The organism is Pseudomonas sp. AO-1 (genome assembly GCF_019775695.1).
Taxonomy (GTDB): Bacteria; Pseudomonadota; Gammaproteobacteria; order Pseudomonadales; family Pseudomonadaceae; genus Aquipseudomonas; species Aquipseudomonas parakoreensis.
Genome location: NZ_CP079947.1, coordinates 3,357,687 through 3,373,889, shown reverse-complemented (window position 1 = coordinate 3,373,889; position 16,203 = coordinate 3,357,687). Strand labels below are relative to the sequence as shown.

The window sequence follows — 16,203 nt, the reverse complement described above, 5'->3', positions numbered from 1 at the left end:
GCGACTGAGCTTAAGTGCACTTTCTGTTCCGTTGCTCCCCCAACCCCTATTTCCAGCAGCGAGGTGATGAATTCGTTTTGCTGTTGTGCGGCGGCGACAAAAGCAGCCAAAGCCGTGATATTGAAGCGGCTAAAAAACTCGCCAGCGAGTGGAGGTCAGAATGAGCGAAAAAATTTACGACTACGACCCAGCAGCAGCCCTAGACGGCCCTGAAGCAATCGCCGTCTTCATGGCGGAGCCCTGCCATTTCCTCTCAGCGCCATAATCCAGGACCTTCATCTCCTCTCTCCTTGATTCCGTACTTAACTACGGAGGTAGAGTTGAATCGTGGATCGAAAACCCGAGAGGAGATCGCCGTTATGAAACACCTAAGACTGCTGCTGGTAGTGGGTGCGACTCTGCTGTCATCCACCGTATGGGCCGAGGGCGGGAGCGACCGAGCGATTGAGCGAATTGCTGCACGCGAGAGGGCTGAAGCGACCCTGGTGGCGGAAACCGTCAAGGAGATTAAGCAACTGGGCCCCACGGCGGCAGGCCGTAGCGAAGCGCAGCCCGCCTGTCCGCCTGCAAAGTAGAGCCTGTGCTACTCGACCAGATGCAACGTGAGCCCACTCTGCTGAGGCGCGAGGGCAAATAGCAATACCAAACTGTGCCCTTTGCAAGTGCTCCTTTGGCCATTCAGCGGCGCTCATTGAGCGCCGCTTTTTTCTAAGCGCAAGCCGACCAACAGGGGCGCCTTACGCAACGGGAAATCCTCGGTTAACGCCCGAGTTGTCCCCATGCAGCGAAACGATCAGCGGACAGGAAACAGTCCCGTGGCTCGCACAACAGTCGTGAACCAGTTGCTCCAAAACTGACTCGATCCGTCGCAGATCCGCGAGCTTGCCACGCACATCCCCAAGCTTCTGCTCGGCGAGCACACGCGCTTCATCGCAGTGAGCACCGTCATCCAGCCTCAACAGCCCGGCCACTTCATCGAGGCTAAAGCCCAGCCGTTGCGCGGATTTAACGAATTTCACCCGGGCGACATCCGCCTCACCGTAACGGCGAATGCTGCCGTAGGGCTTGTCCGGTTCGGGTAACAGCGCCTTGCGTTGATAGAACCGGATGGTTTCCACGTTGACCCCGGCCGCCTTGGCGAAAGCGCCAATGGTCAGGCTTTCCAAATTGTTTTTCATACCGCTTGATTCCGTACATGACTACGGGACTAACCTTAAACCATCGATCAAATGCTCGAAAGGAGAAATGCATGTCTGAACCATCAAACGGGCGCGCCCCTCTTGTCGCCGGGGGGCTTGCGGCGATTCTCGCCTCGGCTTGCTGTCTCGGGCCGCTGATTCTGATCGCACTGGGATTCAGCGGGGCCTGGATCGGTAACCTGACCGTGCTGGAACCGTACCGCCCGCTCTTCATCGGCGCGGCACTGGTGGCGCTGTTCTTCGCCTACCGGCGCATTTTCCGCCCCGCTCAAGCCTGCGCACCGGGCGAGGTCTGCGCCATCCCTCAGGTACGTACCTCCTACAAGCTGCTGTACTGGCTGGTGGCGGCCTTGGTGCTGGTCGCGCTCGGCTTCCCCTACATCCTTCCCTTGTTCTACTGATCAGGAGTTCACCATGAGAAAACTGCTCGCATCCTTAGCCCTCGCCAGCCTGGTCGCCACACCCGTCTGGGCGGCCACGCAGACCGTCACCCTGGCGGTGCCGGGCATGACCTGCGCCGCCTGCCCGATTACGGTGAAGACGGCGTTGACCAAGGTCGATGGCGTGACCAAGGCTGAGGTGAGTTTCGAGAACCGCGAGGCCATCGTCACCTTCGACGATACCAAGACCAATGCCCTGGCGCTGACTAAGGCGACCGAGGACGCTGGCTATCCGTCCAGCGTCAAGCAATAGGAGGGACTTCCGATGGCAAATCCTCTCAATCTGTTCACGCGGATCGGTGACAAAGCCGGCTCCGTCGGCGTGCTGATTTCTGCCATAGGCTGCGCCATGTGCTTTCCCGCCCTTGCTAGTCTGGGGGCCGCGTTCGGTCTGGGCTTTTTGAGCCAGTGGGAAGGCCTGTTCATCACCACGCTGCTGCCTCTGTTTGCTGGACTGGCTCTGCTCGTCAATGCCCTCGGCTGGCTCAATCATCGGCAGTGGCGACGGACTGCGCTCGGCCTGATCGGTCCTACCCTGGTACTGGCAGCGGTATTTTTTATGCGGGCTTATGGCTGGCGGAGCGGTTGGCTGCTCTATATCGGCCTGGCCCTCATGTTTGGGGTGTCGATATGGGATCTCGTGTCGCCCGCTCATCGCCGTTGTGGGCCGGATGCCTGTCCGACGCCGCCAAACCAGTGAACCTGACAAGAGACGATCTAATGAGTAACGAAATGACCGAACTGAAAATCATTGGTATGACCTGCGCCTCCTGTGTCGTGCATGTGAAAGAGGCCTTGGAGAAGATTCCGGGCGTGCATCGGGCGGATGTTTCCTACGCCAGCGGGAAGGCCGAACTGAAGGTCGACGAGGGCGCAAGCCGTGAGCAGATGCAGGCCGCTGTCGAGGCCCTGGGGTATCGAGCGGCGTTCGAAGACGCCATGGTACAAGCCCGTCCTGGCCTGCTCGATAAGGCACGGGGTTGGTTGAGCAGCACTGACGCCGGGAAAGAGGGCGACAAGCTCCACGTCGCGGTCATCGGCAGTGGTGGCGCCGCCATGGCGGCCGCGCTCAAGGCGGTGGAAGGCGGTGCCCGCGTCACCCTGATCGAGCGCGGCATCATCGGCGGCACCTGCGTCAACGTGGGCTGCGTGCCCTCCAAGATCATGATTCGTGCCGCGCATGTGGCCCATCTGCGCCGCGAGAGCCCGTTCGACGCCGGGCTTTCCGCCATGACGCCGACCGTCCTACGCGAACGTCTGCTCGCGCAGCAACAAGACCGTGTCGCCGAACTGCGCCACGCCAAGTACGAAAGCATCCTGGAGAGCACGCCGGCGATCAGCGTGCTGCGCGGCACCGCCCGTTTCCAGGACGGCCACACGCTCAGCGTGAAACTGGCCGAGGGTGGCGAGCACATCGTAGCCTTCGACCGCTGCCTGGTCGCCACCGGCGCAAGCGCGGCCGTTCCACCGATTCCAGGACTGAAAGACACGCCGTACTGGACCTCAGACCAGGCACTGGCGAGCGATACAATCCCTAAGCGGCTCGCCGTGATCGGCGCCTCCGTAGTGGCAGTGGAACTGGCGCAGGCCTTCGCCCGGCTGGGTAGCGAGGTCACGATCCTGGCACGCAGTGCGATGTTCTTCCACGAAGACCCGGCCATCGGCGCGGCGGTGACGGAGGCCTTCCGTATGGAGGGCATCGAAGTGCTGGAGCAAACGCAAGCCAGCCAGGTGTCCCACGCCAACGGCGAGTTCGTACTGGCCACCAACCATGGTGAGTTACGTGCCGACCAACTGCTCGTCGCCACCGGCCGCACGCCCAATACCCAGGGCCTGAACCTGGAAGCGGCCGACGTGCAGCTGGACGAGCGCGGCGGCATCCAGATCGACGAGCGCATGCGCACCAGCGCAGCGGATATCTATGCGGCCGGCGACTGCACCGACCAACCGCAGTTCGTCTACGTCGCGGCAGCGGCTGGCACCCGCGCGGCAATCAACATGACCGGCGGCGAGGCCAAGCTCAATCTCGACGTCATGCCGGCCGTGGTGTTCACCGATCCGCAAGTGGCCACCGTCGGCTACAGCGAAGCCGAAGCGCAGCACGCCGGGATCGAAACCGACAGCCGCACCTTGACCCTGGACAACGTGCCGCGCGCGTTGGCCAACTTCGACACGCGGGGTTTCATCAAGTTGGTTGCCGAAGCGGGCTCCGGCCGACTGCTGGGAGTGCAGGCTGTGGCCCCGGAAGCAGGAGAACTGATCCAGACGGCGGTACTCGCCATCCGCAACCGTATGACCGTGCAGGAATTGGCTGACCAGTTGTTCCCCTACCTGACGATGGTCGAGGGACTGAAACTCGCCGCACAGACCTTTAACAAAGACGTCAAACAATTGTCCTGCTGCGCAGGGTAATGAGAGAGGGAGGTTGAAACATGAGCAACACGGCAGACGATCTCGGTAGGTGCGACAGCCTACGCAAGACATGGCAGTTGGTCAGCTTCTGGGGCCTGCCTGCCGTCGTGGCGACGATAGCGATTGTTCTGTCTAATCGACGCCCCGCGTTGTTCCTGGCAGCAGGCGCCGCGCTGGCCGTGATGGGCGGCGCCTGCCTGGTCAACGCCACGCGTTGTCGCCGCCTTCACTGCTACATAACGGGGCCTCACTTCCTGTTGCTCGCAGTTGGTGCGCTATTGGCTTATGTGTTTGACCAAAACGGCGAGCATCTCTCCAGGTTGTGGCTGCTACTGGCTCTGGGAGCTGCACCGTTGCTCATCTGGCTACCTGAGCGCCTAGCCGGAAGGAAATATCTGAGCGCCCCAGTTTGCGGTGAAGGTCGGGAGTGTCGGCGATGAATGCCTACTCCATATCCAGATTGGCCGAGGACGCGGGCGTCAGTGTCCATATAGTCCGAGATTATATGCTGCGCGGCTTGCTGCACCCCGCGCGGCGCACGGAAAGCGGTTACGGCATTTTCGATGAGCGGTCCCTGGCGCGGCTGTGCTTCGTACGTGCCGCCTTTGAGTCCGGTATCGGGCTCGACGAATTGGCGCGGCTCTGTCGAGCGCTCGATGCAGACGATAGTACCGATGTGATCGGGTGTATCGACCGCTTGCTTGGGCAAATCGCGACCCGGCTGGCAGCTTTAGACGCAGTGAAAACGGAGTTGGCCGGGCTGACTCATCGTGCCATCGAAGGTCACACCCATGCGTAATACCAACCAATCCGAATCAATCAAGATGCCCCGCTGGCACGCCTACACGTGGGGTGTGCTCGCCGCGCTCACTTGCCCCTGCCATCTGCCGGTGCTGGCATTACTGCTCTCGGGGACTGCGGCCGGGGCCTTCGTCAGCGAGCATTGGAGCCTCGCGACGCTCGTGCTGACGGTTCTCTTCGTCCTCTTCCTGAGAGCGGCTCTACGGGCCTTTCGGAAGCGGGCGTGACCCGCTCGGAGCACGGCGCGGTCTCCGCTGCCGAGTTGCGGCAGGCTTGGGAGCGTTGGGAATTGTTGCTGCACTGCCAGCCGCAGGTCGATCTGCGCGCAGGTTCGATCGCAGGTGTGGAAGAGTTACTAGGTTTTCTTGGACGATGGAGAAACCCCATCATGAACGCAAACGACACCCCCACTATCAGTTGCTGCGAATGTTGCAAGGAAATTTCCCTTGACGCCGCACTGACGCCGGAAGGTACCGAGTACGTCGTGCACTTCTGTGGCCTTGAATGCTATCAGCGCTTCATATCGCGCGCGGATAAGAGAGCGGCATCCGAGCCTGATCACCCCTGCACACCAGAGGTCAGTACCCGTCACGACGACTAATCTTTGCCTCTGGAAAGTGGCTCTGGTTTTTTTTAGAAAGCGTGAGTCCATTGAGATTTAATGCAAGTCCGCTCGTGGCTAATGTAAGCCCGAAGGCTTCGTCAGTAGTTTTATCTAGGCCGATGCCCGGGAGGATGGCAGCGTGCCTACAGGGCGTCAAAACCGGCTACCCAGAGTCAAATTCACCCCACAGTACAGCGATGCTATAGAGTTACTCGTCAGTCCTGCAGCATCAGTTTTACTCTGCACCTCCATTGTATTCAGTCTGCCGGCAGCCCATTTGCACGAATAGTCTAGTCCTGATAGTCAGGAGCAAGCGCTGCCAAAGGAGCAACGTGTTTAGAACCCGCCTGCAAGCATGAACATAAAGCAGAAATATCCTCTTGAAGGGCCATCGCCTGCGCCCAAATACTGTCGACATCACTGGTAGCCACAGTGAGGGGGAAACCTTCCAGTACCGTCATGGCCATGCCATGCAGGCGTAGGAAGTCTTCTCGAATGCTGCCGACCCCTCCGATTTCAGCAAGGCAGGCATCCAGCCGGTCGACCAAGTTGAGCAACTGAGCGGTGTCGTAGCTTGCACGCAGAGAGTCGAGTACCTTGGTATCGACGTCCCCATAAGGTGTCACGCGGAACGAAGCTGGCGGGATATGCATCAGTTCGTCACCTCAACGTTGCTGTCAGACATCTGTTTCGCACGCATTGATCCCGCAGCCTGCTGGAAAATGGAATCCTTGATCCAGGGTTCCGGTGGGCGTTTGAGTTTCAGGTTGAACTCCCCAAAACGTTTGACATTGCTGGTTAGGTAGGGGCTGAGAAACGATACGTCGTCGTCAGTGAACTGCCAGCCATCACGGGCGAGCTTCTGCAGGATGCGCATCATGTCCACGGTGTTCTGCAGGATCACCGACGAGGCCACCATGTCGTTGTAGCGCAGGCGTTTCTGTTGCTCGTCCGGATCGTTTTCGGCGATCACGTCACCGCCAAAGGACAGCCACTTAGAGAAGCCGTTGTAGGACTCGATCTTATTGGTGTTGGCGGTGACTTCCTGGCGCAACTCGCGGCTGCCGATCCAGTTGAGTAGGAAGATCGTCCGGATCACGCTGCCCAGCGCTTGCGCGGCATGATAGAGCTTGTTGCGCCGACTGTAGGAGCCAAGTTTGCGCAGCAGCATAGGTGAGGAAATCTTGCCGGCCTGGATTGACAACGCGACCTGCATCAGATCCTGCCAGTGGGTTTCGATCAGGTGCCAGTCGGCGGTGTCGGTGAACAGACGGTTGATGTGTTTATACGAAACGCCGCGATCTGGCCGGCACATCACCAGGTCGCGCCAGTTGCGGATACGCGGCATCAGATTGATGCCCAGCAGATGAGTGAAGGCGAACACCGTGGCCGACTGGCCCTGGGTGTCAGAGTACACCGTATCGGGTTCGACGCTGAGGTCGACCTTGAGCAACCCCTCAATCACATAGATTGCCTCCCAGATACCAGGCGGGATGAAGTGCTGGAACACCGCGATGTAGTTATTGGCCACGTGTCGGTACGCCACGGCCCCCATCTTGCGATAGCGGAAGTGGTAGCCGGCCAGCAGATTGTCGTCATAGAAGTCGAACTGCGTACCGTCCGCGGCCACCGCCTTGCCATCGCCCCAGAGCTTGGGCAGGTCAAGTTGCAGATAGAGTTCCACCAGCTCGCGGTTAGCCTTGTCTAACTTCTCAAGCGAGAGATGGCGGCGATTCGTATAGGACAGCATGTGCGGCGTGACATTACCGGCCAGATGCCGTGCGGCCTGGTTGGGGCCAAGGTTGCAGCCCATGGCGAAGATCGTCATCAGGTAGCGCTCGGCCGGTTCTTTGAGCTTTGGCTCGTTGCCGGACATCGGCCCGAAATGCCGAGTGAACTGAATCCAATGCTCAATGTTGGCCATGATGTCGAGCACGTGCCTGGCCGGCATGCGCTGCATAAGCGCCGTCTGTAGCGAGATGGCCGAAGGCGGGATGTCCCGCGCTATCACTCGGCGTAGCACCGGTTCGCCGGCTTCATTGATCGATACGTCACCTCGGCAAGAAGGGAATTTTTCATCCAGATGCTGCGCGGTTTCCTCCAGCTGAATCTTGAGGGAGGCGACAAACTCCTTCGCCGTGCCAGGCAGCCCCACCTTTTCGCAGTAGGCCGGTAGACGATGGAAACATTCTTCCCAGGGCAGCAACTGCTTACGGTAGTCGGCGAAAGATTCCGACCCCAGCACGCACATATCACCCGAGCGCAGCTCACTGGCCAGGTAAGAGAACACGCAGACTTCCAGATAGCGCCGGTTGGTAGGTGGCCCTTCACTGGCAGGACGACGCACGACCTTAACCCAGCGCTCCGACGCAAACGACAAGTCGACATGCTCGTCGATCCACTCGCGGTGTAGATTTTCGCTGTCCTGGATGAGCTGAAGCGCCTGGATAAGTGAGCGATCCTGAGTCGTGGGTTCCAGTTGAAGAAGGTGGCTCAGACGGAACAACAGCGAGCGATGGGACTTGAAGTGCTTCCAGATCAGCGGCAGGTAGTTGTTACCGCCCGTAGCCTGGACTTCGGCGCAAGTCTCGCGCAACCGATCCAGGTTGCCATCGGGAGAGAGGAATTCCCGGATCAGACTGCCAGCCTCCTGGTCATCCGGTTCCTGAACAAGAATCTGCACCACGCCATCCAGGGTGGCCGCCAGTTGCTCCAGCTTCTGGCGTTGCCGCGCCTGGATTTGCTCCAACTCCTCCTTGGCGCGTTTGTGGATCGTCGAAATCCGTCGGATGAACATCTCGGCCAGGTGATCCCGAGTTCGCACCCGCATCCGATAGATCAAGGCCAGCATCAGTGTGTAGCGTTTCGGCAGCGAGCAGTCCTTCAGCTCGGCGACGTCCGACGCGGCGGCTTGGGTGGCGAAGTGGCGGATCTTAGCATCGACGACCCCCTCAAGAATGGCATCCAGATCTCCGAAGCTCTCTAACCACGCCAGGTGGTCGATCAACACCTCCAGGTGCTTGCGGGAAGGCTTCTTGGGTGCCTGCTTGAGTGCGTTGAAGTCACTCTGCCGACGCCCGAAATCCGTGTCGAGCAGCTCCTTTAGCTTGTAGATCACCTCGATTGGCGCTCGGAGCACGATCAGGTTGAAGGTAACTTCCTGAGCACTCGCCAAAGCGGTTTCTGCGATGTTGTTGAGCGTCGAATAAGCCGGAAGCTCATAGCCACGCTGAATCAGCTCATCAAGCATGGCATTAATGAGATCGACTCGCTGCTCAAGCACTACAGCGCAGTCACGTGCGATTTCCTCAGTGATCGCTAGCCCGTCGCTGCTATAGAAGGGTGTAACCTGCAGGTACTGCCGAACCGCCGCTTGGTGTCGGTAAAGGGTGCGGGGGTTGCTGTAGCGCGGAGCTATTCGTGCGCCGTAGCGAAGGCATTGTCGGACATGACTGATGAGCTCCTGAGGAAGCTCCTCGAACGGAACAAAATAGTGTAGCTGCTGAAACACCTTTAGTTGGATTGCCAGCCCAATCGATAGCGCTGGACTCTTAGCGGTGTTATTGACCCATTCGATCTCTGAATCAGACAGGGAATAGCATCGATGCAGCTCCTTAGCTGGCAACTGACTGGGCAAGAGCGGGTAGGCTGTCCTTTCCACCGAAGCCATTGAGTTCATCCCCCAAGTAAGGCAAAACATCAGCATAGACGGCTAGTCAGGCCGGGGATGACCAGCAATCAAGAACTCAATAAATTTCCTTTTAGTTCAATATCTTGCAGAACGAATGTCCTAATTTTTGCCTTATCTCGGCATAACCCCTGCTCCAGTTGCCAGCCATCCTCGTCGCGCTCCAGCCCACAGAATCCCAGTAACGGACCATCCGCCGCGACCAGCACCGCGTAATGGCCGGTCAGTTGTGCCGGGGTTAACGTCAGCGCCGGTTTCCAAGCCTCCATCCAGGCTTCGGGATAACCCCAGTGGGCTTTGCTGCGCCGGGCCAGGGCACTCAGCGTCGGCGCATCCGCGCCATGGCATGGCCGCAGGATCGGCGTCTCGTCCGCCAATAACGCTCGCGCCGCCGGGTCAGTGGCCAGCAGGCTGTACTGGTGCAAGCTGAGGAAGCGCTCGTCCTTGTACTCCAACTCCCGCAGGGTACCCTCAAACACGAAACCGAGCCGCTCCAGCAGGCGGGTGCTGGCAGTGTTCTCCGGCTCGACGTCGGCGTGGATGCGGTGCACGCCGAGGTTGCACAAGGCGAAGCGCAGAAGGGTGGGCAGGCAAGCCTGCATCAGACCTCGCCCCCAGTAGTCCGGCATCAGCCAGTAGCCGATATCCAGGCTGCGATCGGCATGAGACCAATCATTGAAGCCACAGGCGCCCACCAACTCATCGCGCCCCGGCAGTGCGATGCCCCACCAGATACCCCGGCGTTCTTCCAGCAACGCGTCGTACCAGCGCATCTGTTCGTCCGTCGCTACGAGGCTGTTGTAAGACACGCCATAGTGGGCAATCACCTGCGGGTGAGACAGCCCGGCGAAAATCGCATCGACATCACGACGATGAATTCGCCGCAGCGTGCAGCGTGGCAGGAAAAACTCGGGGAAATCAGCAATAAGGTCCATCAAATTCACTGCGCCAGGTGAGTGCAGGAATACTCGCAGCAAAGTGGCCAGGCGCACAGATACAGTCAGGGAAGGGCTGGGCGTAACAGACTGACACTCATATCGAATTGCTGGAGAGGAAGGGCGTTTATGCGCGACGGCGGGCGCATCAGGTCGGAGCTTTTGGGTCTACAGTCTTGTGTATCGGGCACTGGAAGCAATTGAAATGAACCTGTCGTCTTCGCTCTCGCCGCCAAGGTATGTCTGCCTGCTGGGCTATGGCGGTTTACTACCGTTTATTGGGCTTGTACTACTCATCCTTACATCTTTGGAATATCGAATGTTTTGGGCGATAGCGCTGGTCAACTATGGCGCTGTCATCCTCAGCTTCATCGGCGCCTTGCACTGGGGATTCGCCATGTCAGTGCAAAACATGAGTGACGAACTGCGCCGCGACCGGCTTATGTGGAGTGTCATGCCGGCGCTTGTCGCTTGGCTCAGCACGTTACTGCCGGTGCCAGTGGGTTGCTTGCTGTTGATCATCGGATTTGTCGTGCACTTCTGGCAAGACCGGCAGTTGGTTCGGGTTGTGAGCCTGCAAGCCTGGTACCTGCCAATGCGATTGCGCCTGACGGCCGTGGCGTGTGTTTGCCTGCTGACTGGCGCAGTTGCTGTAGTCATTCATTCGTGAAACCGCGCCTGCCCGAATCGTCTGCAGTGAGAGTGTCTTAACAAGATCATGGATGAGCAACTTGCCGCCTCACGACGGCAAGTTGCATCAGGCCCTACAAGGTAAACGACAGCGCGGAGAAAACCATCCCGCCGCTGCCCGCCCAGCCCATGCAAAACTGCCCGGTCTCGGCTTCGCCACGACTCATCGCATCGAAGATGCCGTAGGGGATGGACGCGGTAATGATGTTGCCGGTCTTATGCCCGACGTGGTGCAGCTTGTGATCAATACCGATCAGTTGCCCAATGTGCTCCCACATCTTTGGCGAACCGGTATGAATAAACACTTTATGAACATCCGCCGCAGAGACGTTTTGCAAATTGAAGACTTTTATCGCTTCGTTGCGACCATCTTCATGCAAGGCTGCTGCGTAGGAATTGAATTGATACTGGCCGCCGGTCGGTGAAATACGCGGAATATCTTCCTCATTGCAGAACAGTTTCCAATCCGGCAGGGAGATGGTCGACAAGTCACTCAAGTCTGGCCTGTTGATGTACGAGAACTTGAAGTTGCCGGGGGCTTCATGACTGAGGATGGTGACCGTGACGGCTTCGCCAATGGTAAAACTCGGAAACTTGTATGCCAGTTCCGCCGACGACTGTAAGGAGAAGTTCTTGGGCATCACCGGCCCGCCAGCAGACATGCCAAATTCCATATTGACGATCGCCGCGTAGCGAATCTCGCCGGCCTGCATCTTACTGTTGATGACATCCATGGCAGTCACCCAGCCATTGCAGGCGTCCACCACATCGAAGTTTCTGCAGCTCAGGCCCAGCGCCTTGGCGATGAACGTACTGTTGGCCGGCTCGATGAAGCCTCGCGTGACGTTCGGATAGATCAGCAGGTCCAGATCGGCCTTGTCGATATTGGCCTGGGCGAGCGCGGAGTTGAATGCTGTCTCCATCAGTTCCATCGGCGTTTCGTCGGCGCCCAGCCAGTGACGCGTGCCGCTGCCGCTTTTTTCAAGCAACTTGCTAATGGTCTTCAAGGTTTTTGGCAAGTCTTCCTGGAACGTATCTTTAGAGTGTTCCTCGACCAGGTTTATAACGTCTTGATTGCTGATAATGCGTGACGGGAGAATCCCGGACAGCCCAACTATTTTCATATGACTTCCTTGTTGAAAGTATGCATCCGTGGGCAATGGCTGCGGATGAGCAAACCCTTACTCATCCCTGTAAGGAGCCACTGGCGGCAATACTTTTAGCACAAAGAAAATGCCGATCAAGAAAGTTGTTGGTTATTTTCCTTAATCGAATTGAATCATGATCTGAGTCAATTTAACGCGTCATTCCTTATAAACGAGCGCATCCACCACAACCCCGAACGCGGACGAATGTTCACGACGATTCGGGTAGTAAAGGTGGTAACCGGCAAACGGTTGGCACCAATCCTCAAGTACGCGCACCAGTGTGCTGTTGGCCAACTGGCTGATGACCATGTCTTCTGGCAGAAACGCCAGCCCGCAACCTGCCTCCGCCGCACGCAGGATCGGCATGCTGCTGTTGAACGTCCATTGCCCCTCGACGCGCGCCTTGAGTTCGTGACCGTCTTTCTCAAAATCCCATTGCATCAGGCTGCCGTGGGTGGGCAGGCGCAGATTGATGCAGTTGTGCGCAGCCAGATCGCTCGGTGCCTGCGGGATCGGTCGGTGCTTGAAATACTCGGGAGAGCCTACTACCGCGATGCGCAATGACGGGCCGATCGGCACGGCAATCATGTCCTTCGCCACCTGATCGCCCAGACGCACGCCGGCGTCATAGCGCTGTGCAACGATGTCGGAAAGGGCGTAGTCGACGGTGATTTCGACCTTGATGTCCGGGTAAGCGGGCAACACCTTCAACAGCTTCGGCCAGAGGATATTGTTGGCGGCATGTTCGGACGCCGAGATCCGTACATTACCGGCCGGGGTGTCGCGAAATTCACTGACCGCAGCCAGTTCCAGTTCGATCTCATCGAAGCGCGGCGCCATCGACTGATACAAGCGCTGGCCGGCCTCGGTCGGCGAAACGCTGCGTGTGGTTCGCGTCAACAGGCGCACGCCCAGCCGAGTTTCAAGGGCGCGCATGGTGTGGCTCAGCGCCGACTGCGAGACGCCCAGCTGTGCGGCTGCGCGGGTAAAACTGCCTTCGCGGGCGATGACCACGAAGGCTTGCAGGTCGTTGAGGTTGGCGCGGGACATTGATGAGGGCCTCTCATGAGGGACGCGGGATTATTCCATGAAAGCAGGTTGCGCATGGATGCGCGACCCTCAAGGCGCTCATCACAGGGTACGTGCGTAAAATTCGCTCAGTTTGCCAATCGCCGCATCAACATATTGCGGCACCCAGTAGGTTTCGATGTGTGTCGCGCCATCGACAAAGAACACTTCCTTGTCCGTGGTGCCGGTGGCTTTGGGGAAGGCATCCTGAGTCATGTACAGGCTGTCGGCCTTGCTGCCGGCGATCATCAGCAAGGGTTGATTGATCAGTTCAATGTGGTCGGTGGCGTCGAAACGCATCAAATCCAGCAAGCTGCTGGTGGTGTATTTGAAGGTCGAGTTGGGGTGTGCGTGGGTTTTCCAGTAGTACTCGTAGCCCTGGCGATACAGTTCGAAGGGCAGTTTGGCTATCTGCTCATCGGTGAGGTTGGCATCGCCCGAATACAGTACCGCACCGCCGGCCGCTTCCTGCGCGCGGGCTGCTGATGCCTGTTGCAAACGTTGCTGGATGCTGTCGATTTGCGAATCGTTGTAGCCGTTGCGGCGTACCCGGCCCGAGTTGAACATGCTTACGGTCGCCAGCGATTTGAAGCGTTTATCGGTTTGCGCCGCCGCCAACGAATAGCCGCCACCGCCGCAGATGCCGAGCAGGCCCAGACGCTTGTCATCGACACCGGCAAACTGGCTGATGAAGTCGGCCATGCCGTGGATGTCTTCGATGCGATACGCCGGTTTATCGATGCTGCGCGGCTGACCACCGCTGGCGCCCTGATAGGCTGCATCGGCCGTGATGGTGATGTAACCCTGTTCCGCCAGACGCTGGGCATACAGACCGGCAACCTGTTCTTTGACGCCGCCATTGGGGTGTGCAACGACCACGGTCGGGTAAGTCTTCTTCGCGTCGTAGTTGGCCGGGGTGTACACGTTGGCGGCGATGTCCAGACCATTGAGCGAGTACTTGACCGGGTGGATATTGACCTTGCCCGGTTCGTTCTTGCTGATCGCGCCGTCGTAGGCGAGGGTGAAAGGGTTCTTTTTGTAGTCGGCGGCCAAGGCCTCGCCCGCCGAGAGGCCGACCAATGCCGACATGAGCGTGGCTTTGAGAGTGTTCTTCACGTGAAGCTCCTGAGCAATCAATTAGGGCGGCAGTTGCAAAAGTGTTGGGGTCAGTCCAGCTGTTTTTCTTTGAGGAATTGCGCGACCAGGTCAGCGATCTGCACGTTGTTCAGATCCGACATGGGGAAGTGGGTGTTGCCGTGAATGCCAATCTCCGGCAGGTGGATCAGTCGCACATCACCGCCATGTCGATTGACCGCGTCACGCCAGAGCCGGGCCATCTTCAAGCGTGCGCGCCAACTGTCCTGAGCGGGCAGGTCGACGGCCTGTTCCGGGATGTTGTCGCCGTAGATGATCAGAATCGGAATGCGCGTCAGTACCATGAATTGCTCCATCGGTACCGCTGCGCCTTGCACCGTGTCGAACGCGCTGGGAATCGGCGCCGGCACTTCACCGTCAGCAAACACGAAACTGCTGCCCGGTTCGAATGCCACGATGGCTTTGACCTTGTCGTTCTTGATCGCCGTCAACCAGCCCGGCCCGCCACCTTGCGAATGGGTGAACAAAATCCCCGGGCCGATTTTGTCGAACAGCGCCGACACTCCGTCGGAGACCACGCCCATGTCGAACGGCCCGGTGTTTGGCGTCATCGCCCGGAAAAACTGCTCGCGGGTTTGTGCGTCCTGTGCCACTTGCACGCCATTGAAGTAGTTGGGCCACAGGCCGATGCGGAACTGGTTGAACCACAGTTGTTCGTCAGGCACAGGCTTGAGTGTGGTCTCGACCATGCTGCGTCCGGCATCGCCACGCCGAGGCTGATCGATCAGATAGACGCCGTAGTGCCGGCGCAGAAAGATGTTCTGAAACCCCTCGCGGCCATCGGCAGTGGTTTCCCAGGTCTTGGAAAATTGTCCCGCGCCGTGCCACATGACGATGGGCAGTTTTCGCGCATCGACCGGGATCTGATAGAACGCGTAGGCGTGGTCACCGTGGTAAGTCTGGCCGTTGGGCGCCATCGGTTGGCGCGGGTTGAAAGTGCCCGGTGCCGTGATCATCGTTCCGCCAGCGGCGAAGCTGCCTTGCTTCTGGATCAGCAGCGGCCCTTCGGAAGGGTTTGCGCAGGCCGCCAGCAGGCTCAACAGTGAGAGGCACAGCAAATGTTTTGCAGCTTTCATGTCATGCCCCTGAAGCCGCGAGGGCCTGGGTCAGCGCGATATTTGCACGTTCAGCTGTCTGCGCATCGCCGTTTTTTTTCAGCAGCTCGGTAACTTGGCGCAACTGTGCCGCGCTGAGACCGACGCGCAGGCTCGCCGCCATGTGCGAGCGCAGCTGTGATTCCACCCCCGGCGTGGCTGCCAGCGCCCCGACGGTCGCCAGTTCGCGGCTTTGCCAGTCGAGGTTGTCGCGCTCGAAGATGTCGCCGAACAAGTGCGTTTGCAGGAAGCGGTTGATCACCGGAGCGAACTCGAACACCGGGCCTTTGACCGGGCCGCCGGAGATTCTGGTTTGATTCGCGGTGCCGGCGGCCAGCAGTTCGTCACCGGTCGGGATAGCGCGTCCCGGCTCGCGTCCCGGCGCATCATCGATGCCGCGCTGTTTGCGCGCCTGCACCACCGTCATCAGTTCGTTCAAGGCGTTGAGGCTGCGCGGGAAGCCGACATAAGCGTAGAGCTGCACCAGAACTTCGCGGGTTTCGCTGATGGTCAGGCCGGCATCGAGTCCCTGGTTGAGCGCCGCGTTGAGGTGAGGCATGTCGCTGGTCGCCATGAAAGCCGCGATCAGTGGAATCGCTTGTTGTTGGCTCGACAATGTCGTTGCGCTGGCGGGTGTGTTGGTCATGGTTTGCGCTGCCTCGGTTGCTTGAGTGGTCACGCTGAACATCGCCGCAACGCCCAGACAAAGCGTCATGAGTGCGGGGAGGGCAGTGCACTTGCGTGCGTCAGTGGTCATCATGAAAGGCTCCATCCATTGCAGGTCACTGCGGTGTTGCTGGATCGTACGGAGGATGGTTGTGGCGATTAACCCCGAAAAGGCGCATGGACTCCTGAGCAAAACTCATGAGTCAACGTTGCCATAACCGCTGCAATCCTGACGCGGCCCCGCTGTTACGGGGCCCGGAGCTCAGATGATGGTTTGCCGAAAGAGTACCGAGCGAACAGCTT

19 protein-coding genes and 1 pseudogene are annotated in these 16,203 nt (G+C 59.0%); 11 read left to right on the top strand and 9 right to left on the bottom strand.

The window, feature by feature from the left end:
* Positions 1-47: 47 nt before the first annotated feature.
* A pseudogene (locus KVQ82_RS31590) lies at positions 48-164 on the top strand (type II toxin-antitoxin system RelE/ParE family toxin); the annotation flags it as partial.
* A gap of 195 nt (positions 165-359) precedes the next feature.
* Positions 360-575, top strand: a complete 216-nt coding sequence (locus tag KVQ82_RS31825; RefSeq protein WP_017849619.1) for a co-regulatory protein PtrA N-terminal domain-containing protein — start codon at positions 360-362, stop codon at positions 573-575.
* Between the two features lie 162 nt (positions 576-737).
* Here the strand turns inward: KVQ82_RS31825 and merR are convergent, their stop codons facing one another.
* Complete coding sequence (gene merR, locus KVQ82_RS15405; RefSeq protein WP_003131870.1) at positions 738-1,178, bottom strand: Hg(II)-responsive transcriptional regulator; 441 nt, start codon at positions 1,176-1,178, stop codon at positions 738-740.
* Positions 1,179-1,249: 71 nt separating this feature from the next.
* Between merR and merT the strand changes: the two genes are divergently transcribed.
* The 8 genes from merT to KVQ82_RS15365 all read left to right on the top strand — a co-directional run bounded on the left by merT (position 1,250) and on the right by KVQ82_RS15365 (position 5,453).
* Positions 1,250-1,600, top strand: coding sequence for a mercuric ion transporter MerT (merT, locus tag KVQ82_RS15400; RefSeq protein ID WP_017849617.1), 351 nt, complete (start codon positions 1,250-1,252; stop codon positions 1,598-1,600).
* A 13-nt stretch (positions 1,601-1,613) separates the two neighbouring features.
* Entirely contained in the window at positions 1,614-1,892 is a 279-nt protein-coding gene (gene merP, locus KVQ82_RS15395) for a mercury resistance system periplasmic binding protein MerP (RefSeq protein WP_003131880.1), read from the top strand.
* Between the two features lie 12 nt (positions 1,893-1,904).
* Complete coding sequence (gene merC / locus KVQ82_RS15390; protein ID WP_003131881.1) at positions 1,905-2,339, top strand: organomercurial transporter MerC; 435 nt, start codon at positions 1,905-1,907, stop codon at positions 2,337-2,339.
* Between the two features lie 32 nt (positions 2,340-2,371).
* Positions 2,372-4,051, top strand: coding sequence for a mercury(II) reductase (gene merA / locus KVQ82_RS15385; RefSeq protein WP_031633059.1), 1,680 nt, complete (start codon positions 2,372-2,374; stop codon positions 4,049-4,051).
* 20 nt (positions 4,052-4,071) lie between these two features.
* Entirely contained in the window at positions 4,072-4,491 is a 420-nt protein-coding gene (locus KVQ82_RS15380; protein ID WP_017849615.1) for a hypothetical protein, read from the top strand.
* Positions 4,488-4,850 carry a mercuric resistance transcriptional repressor MerD gene (gene merD, locus KVQ82_RS15375; RefSeq protein WP_017849614.1) on the top strand — a complete coding sequence of 121 codons (363 nt, stop codon included), beginning with the start codon at positions 4,488-4,490 and terminating at the stop codon, positions 4,848-4,850. The genes KVQ82_RS15380 and merD overlap by 4 nt, the downstream gene beginning before the upstream one ends.
* Positions 4,843-5,079: a broad-spectrum mercury transporter MerE gene (gene merE / locus KVQ82_RS15370; RefSeq protein WP_017849613.1), complete on the top strand. Its 237-nt coding sequence runs from the start codon at positions 4,843-4,845 to the stop codon at positions 5,077-5,079. The genes merD and merE overlap by 8 nt, the downstream gene beginning before the upstream one ends.
* A gap of 161 nt (positions 5,080-5,240) precedes the next feature.
* On the top strand, positions 5,241-5,453 hold the full coding sequence (locus KVQ82_RS15365; RefSeq protein ID WP_032805095.1) for a DUF3330 domain-containing protein: 213 nt from the start codon (positions 5,241-5,243) through the stop codon (positions 5,451-5,453).
* A gap of 293 nt (positions 5,454-5,746) precedes the next feature.
* On the opposite strand, the gene tnpC is transcribed toward KVQ82_RS15365, so the two are convergent.
* The 3 genes from tnpC to KVQ82_RS15350 all read right to left on the bottom strand — a co-directional run bounded on the left by tnpC (position 5,747) and on the right by KVQ82_RS15350 (position 10,079).
* The gene (tnpC, locus tag KVQ82_RS15360; RefSeq protein WP_017849612.1) at positions 5,747-6,109 is read right to left on the bottom strand and encodes a Tn3 family transposase post-transcriptional regulator TnpC; all 363 of its coding nucleotides are present in this window, start codon (positions 6,107-6,109) and stop codon (positions 5,747-5,749) included.
* Complete coding sequence (locus KVQ82_RS15355; RefSeq protein ID WP_026140367.1) at positions 6,109-9,126, bottom strand: Tn3 family transposase; 3,018 nt, start codon at positions 9,124-9,126, stop codon at positions 6,109-6,111. Before KVQ82_RS15355 ends, tnpC begins: the two co-directional genes overlap by 1 nt.
* Positions 9,127-9,194: 68 nt before the next feature.
* Positions 9,195-10,079, bottom strand: a complete 885-nt coding sequence (locus tag KVQ82_RS15350) for a GNAT family N-acetyltransferase (RefSeq protein ID WP_222014331.1) — start codon at positions 10,077-10,079, stop codon at positions 9,195-9,197.
* Between the two features lie 205 nt (positions 10,080-10,284).
* Between KVQ82_RS15350 and KVQ82_RS15345 the strand changes: the two genes are divergently transcribed.
* Complete coding sequence (locus KVQ82_RS15345; RefSeq protein WP_222014329.1) at positions 10,285-10,749, top strand: DUF3429 domain-containing protein; 465 nt, start codon at positions 10,285-10,287, stop codon at positions 10,747-10,749.
* A 94-nt stretch (positions 10,750-10,843) separates the two neighbouring features.
* Here KVQ82_RS15345 and KVQ82_RS15340 read toward each other — a convergent pair whose 3' ends face one another.
* The 5 genes from KVQ82_RS15340 to KVQ82_RS15320 all read right to left on the bottom strand — a co-directional run bounded on the left by KVQ82_RS15340 (position 10,844) and on the right by KVQ82_RS15320 (position 15,994).
* Entirely contained in the window at positions 10,844-11,893 is a 1,050-nt protein-coding gene (locus tag KVQ82_RS15340) for a 3-oxoacyl-[acyl-carrier-protein] synthase III C-terminal domain-containing protein (RefSeq protein WP_041064001.1), read from the bottom strand.
* A gap of 180 nt (positions 11,894-12,073) precedes the next feature.
* Positions 12,074-12,967, bottom strand: a complete 894-nt coding sequence (locus KVQ82_RS15335; protein ID WP_047294470.1) for a LysR family transcriptional regulator — start codon at positions 12,965-12,967, stop codon at positions 12,074-12,076.
* An 81-nt stretch (positions 12,968-13,048) separates the two neighbouring features.
* On the bottom strand, positions 13,049-14,101 hold the full coding sequence (locus KVQ82_RS15330) for an alpha/beta hydrolase (protein WP_222014326.1): 1,053 nt from the start codon (positions 14,099-14,101) through the stop codon (positions 13,049-13,051).
* A gap of 50 nt (positions 14,102-14,151) precedes the next feature.
* Positions 14,152-15,096, bottom strand: a complete 945-nt coding sequence (locus KVQ82_RS15325) for an alpha/beta fold hydrolase (protein WP_222019401.1) — start codon at positions 15,094-15,096, stop codon at positions 14,152-14,154.
* A 121-nt stretch (positions 15,097-15,217) separates the two neighbouring features.
* The gene (locus KVQ82_RS15320; protein WP_222014324.1) at positions 15,218-15,994 is read right to left on the bottom strand and encodes a carboxymuconolactone decarboxylase family protein; all 777 of its coding nucleotides are present in this window, start codon (positions 15,992-15,994) and stop codon (positions 15,218-15,220) included.
* Positions 15,995-16,203: the final 209 nt, after the last annotated feature.

Coding starts and splice junctions, on each gene's coding strand:
- KVQ82_RS31825 (WP_017849619.1), top strand. CDS start 360: ATGAAACACCTAAGACTGCTGCTGGTAGTGGGTGCGACTCTGCTGTCA.
- merR (WP_003131870.1), bottom strand. CDS start 1,178: ATGAAAAACAATTTGGAAAGCCTGACCATTGGCGCTTTCGCCAAGGCG.
- merT (WP_017849617.1), top strand. CDS start 1,250: ATGTCTGAACCATCAAACGGGCGCGCCCCTCTTGTCGCCGGGGGGCTT.
- merP (WP_003131880.1), top strand. CDS start 1,614: ATGAGAAAACTGCTCGCATCCTTAGCCCTCGCCAGCCTGGTCGCCACA.
- merC (WP_003131881.1), top strand. CDS start 1,905: ATGGCAAATCCTCTCAATCTGTTCACGCGGATCGGTGACAAAGCCGGC.
- merA (WP_031633059.1), top strand. CDS start 2,372: ATGACCGAACTGAAAATCATTGGTATGACCTGCGCCTCCTGTGTCGTG.
- KVQ82_RS15380 (WP_017849615.1), top strand. CDS start 4,072: ATGAGCAACACGGCAGACGATCTCGGTAGGTGCGACAGCCTACGCAAG.
- merD (WP_017849614.1), top strand. CDS start 4,488: ATGAATGCCTACTCCATATCCAGATTGGCCGAGGACGCGGGCGTCAGT.
- merE (WP_017849613.1), top strand. CDS start 4,843: ATGCGTAATACCAACCAATCCGAATCAATCAAGATGCCCCGCTGGCAC.
- KVQ82_RS15365 (WP_032805095.1), top strand. CDS start 5,241: ATGAACGCAAACGACACCCCCACTATCAGTTGCTGCGAATGTTGCAAG.
- tnpC (WP_017849612.1), bottom strand. CDS start 6,109: ATGCATATCCCGCCAGCTTCGTTCCGCGTGACACCTTATGGGGACGTC.
- KVQ82_RS15355 (WP_026140367.1), bottom strand. CDS start 9,126: ATGGCTTCGGTGGAAAGGACAGCCTACCCGCTCTTGCCCAGTCAGTTG.
- KVQ82_RS15350 (WP_222014331.1), bottom strand. CDS start 10,079: ATGGACCTTATTGCTGATTTCCCCGAGTTTTTCCTGCCACGCTGCACG.
- KVQ82_RS15345 (WP_222014329.1), top strand. CDS start 10,285: ATGAACCTGTCGTCTTCGCTCTCGCCGCCAAGGTATGTCTGCCTGCTG.
- KVQ82_RS15340 (WP_041064001.1), bottom strand. CDS start 11,893: ATGAAAATAGTTGGGCTGTCCGGGATTCTCCCGTCACGCATTATCAGC.
- KVQ82_RS15335 (WP_047294470.1), bottom strand. CDS start 12,967: ATGTCCCGCGCCAACCTCAACGACCTGCAAGCCTTCGTGGTCATCGCC.
- KVQ82_RS15325 (WP_222019401.1), bottom strand. CDS start 15,096: ATGATCACGGCACCGGGCACTTTCAACCCGCGCCAACCGATGGCGCCC.
- KVQ82_RS15320 (WP_222014324.1), bottom strand. CDS start 15,994: ATGATGACCACTGACGCACGCAAGTGCACTGCCCTCCCCGCACTCATG.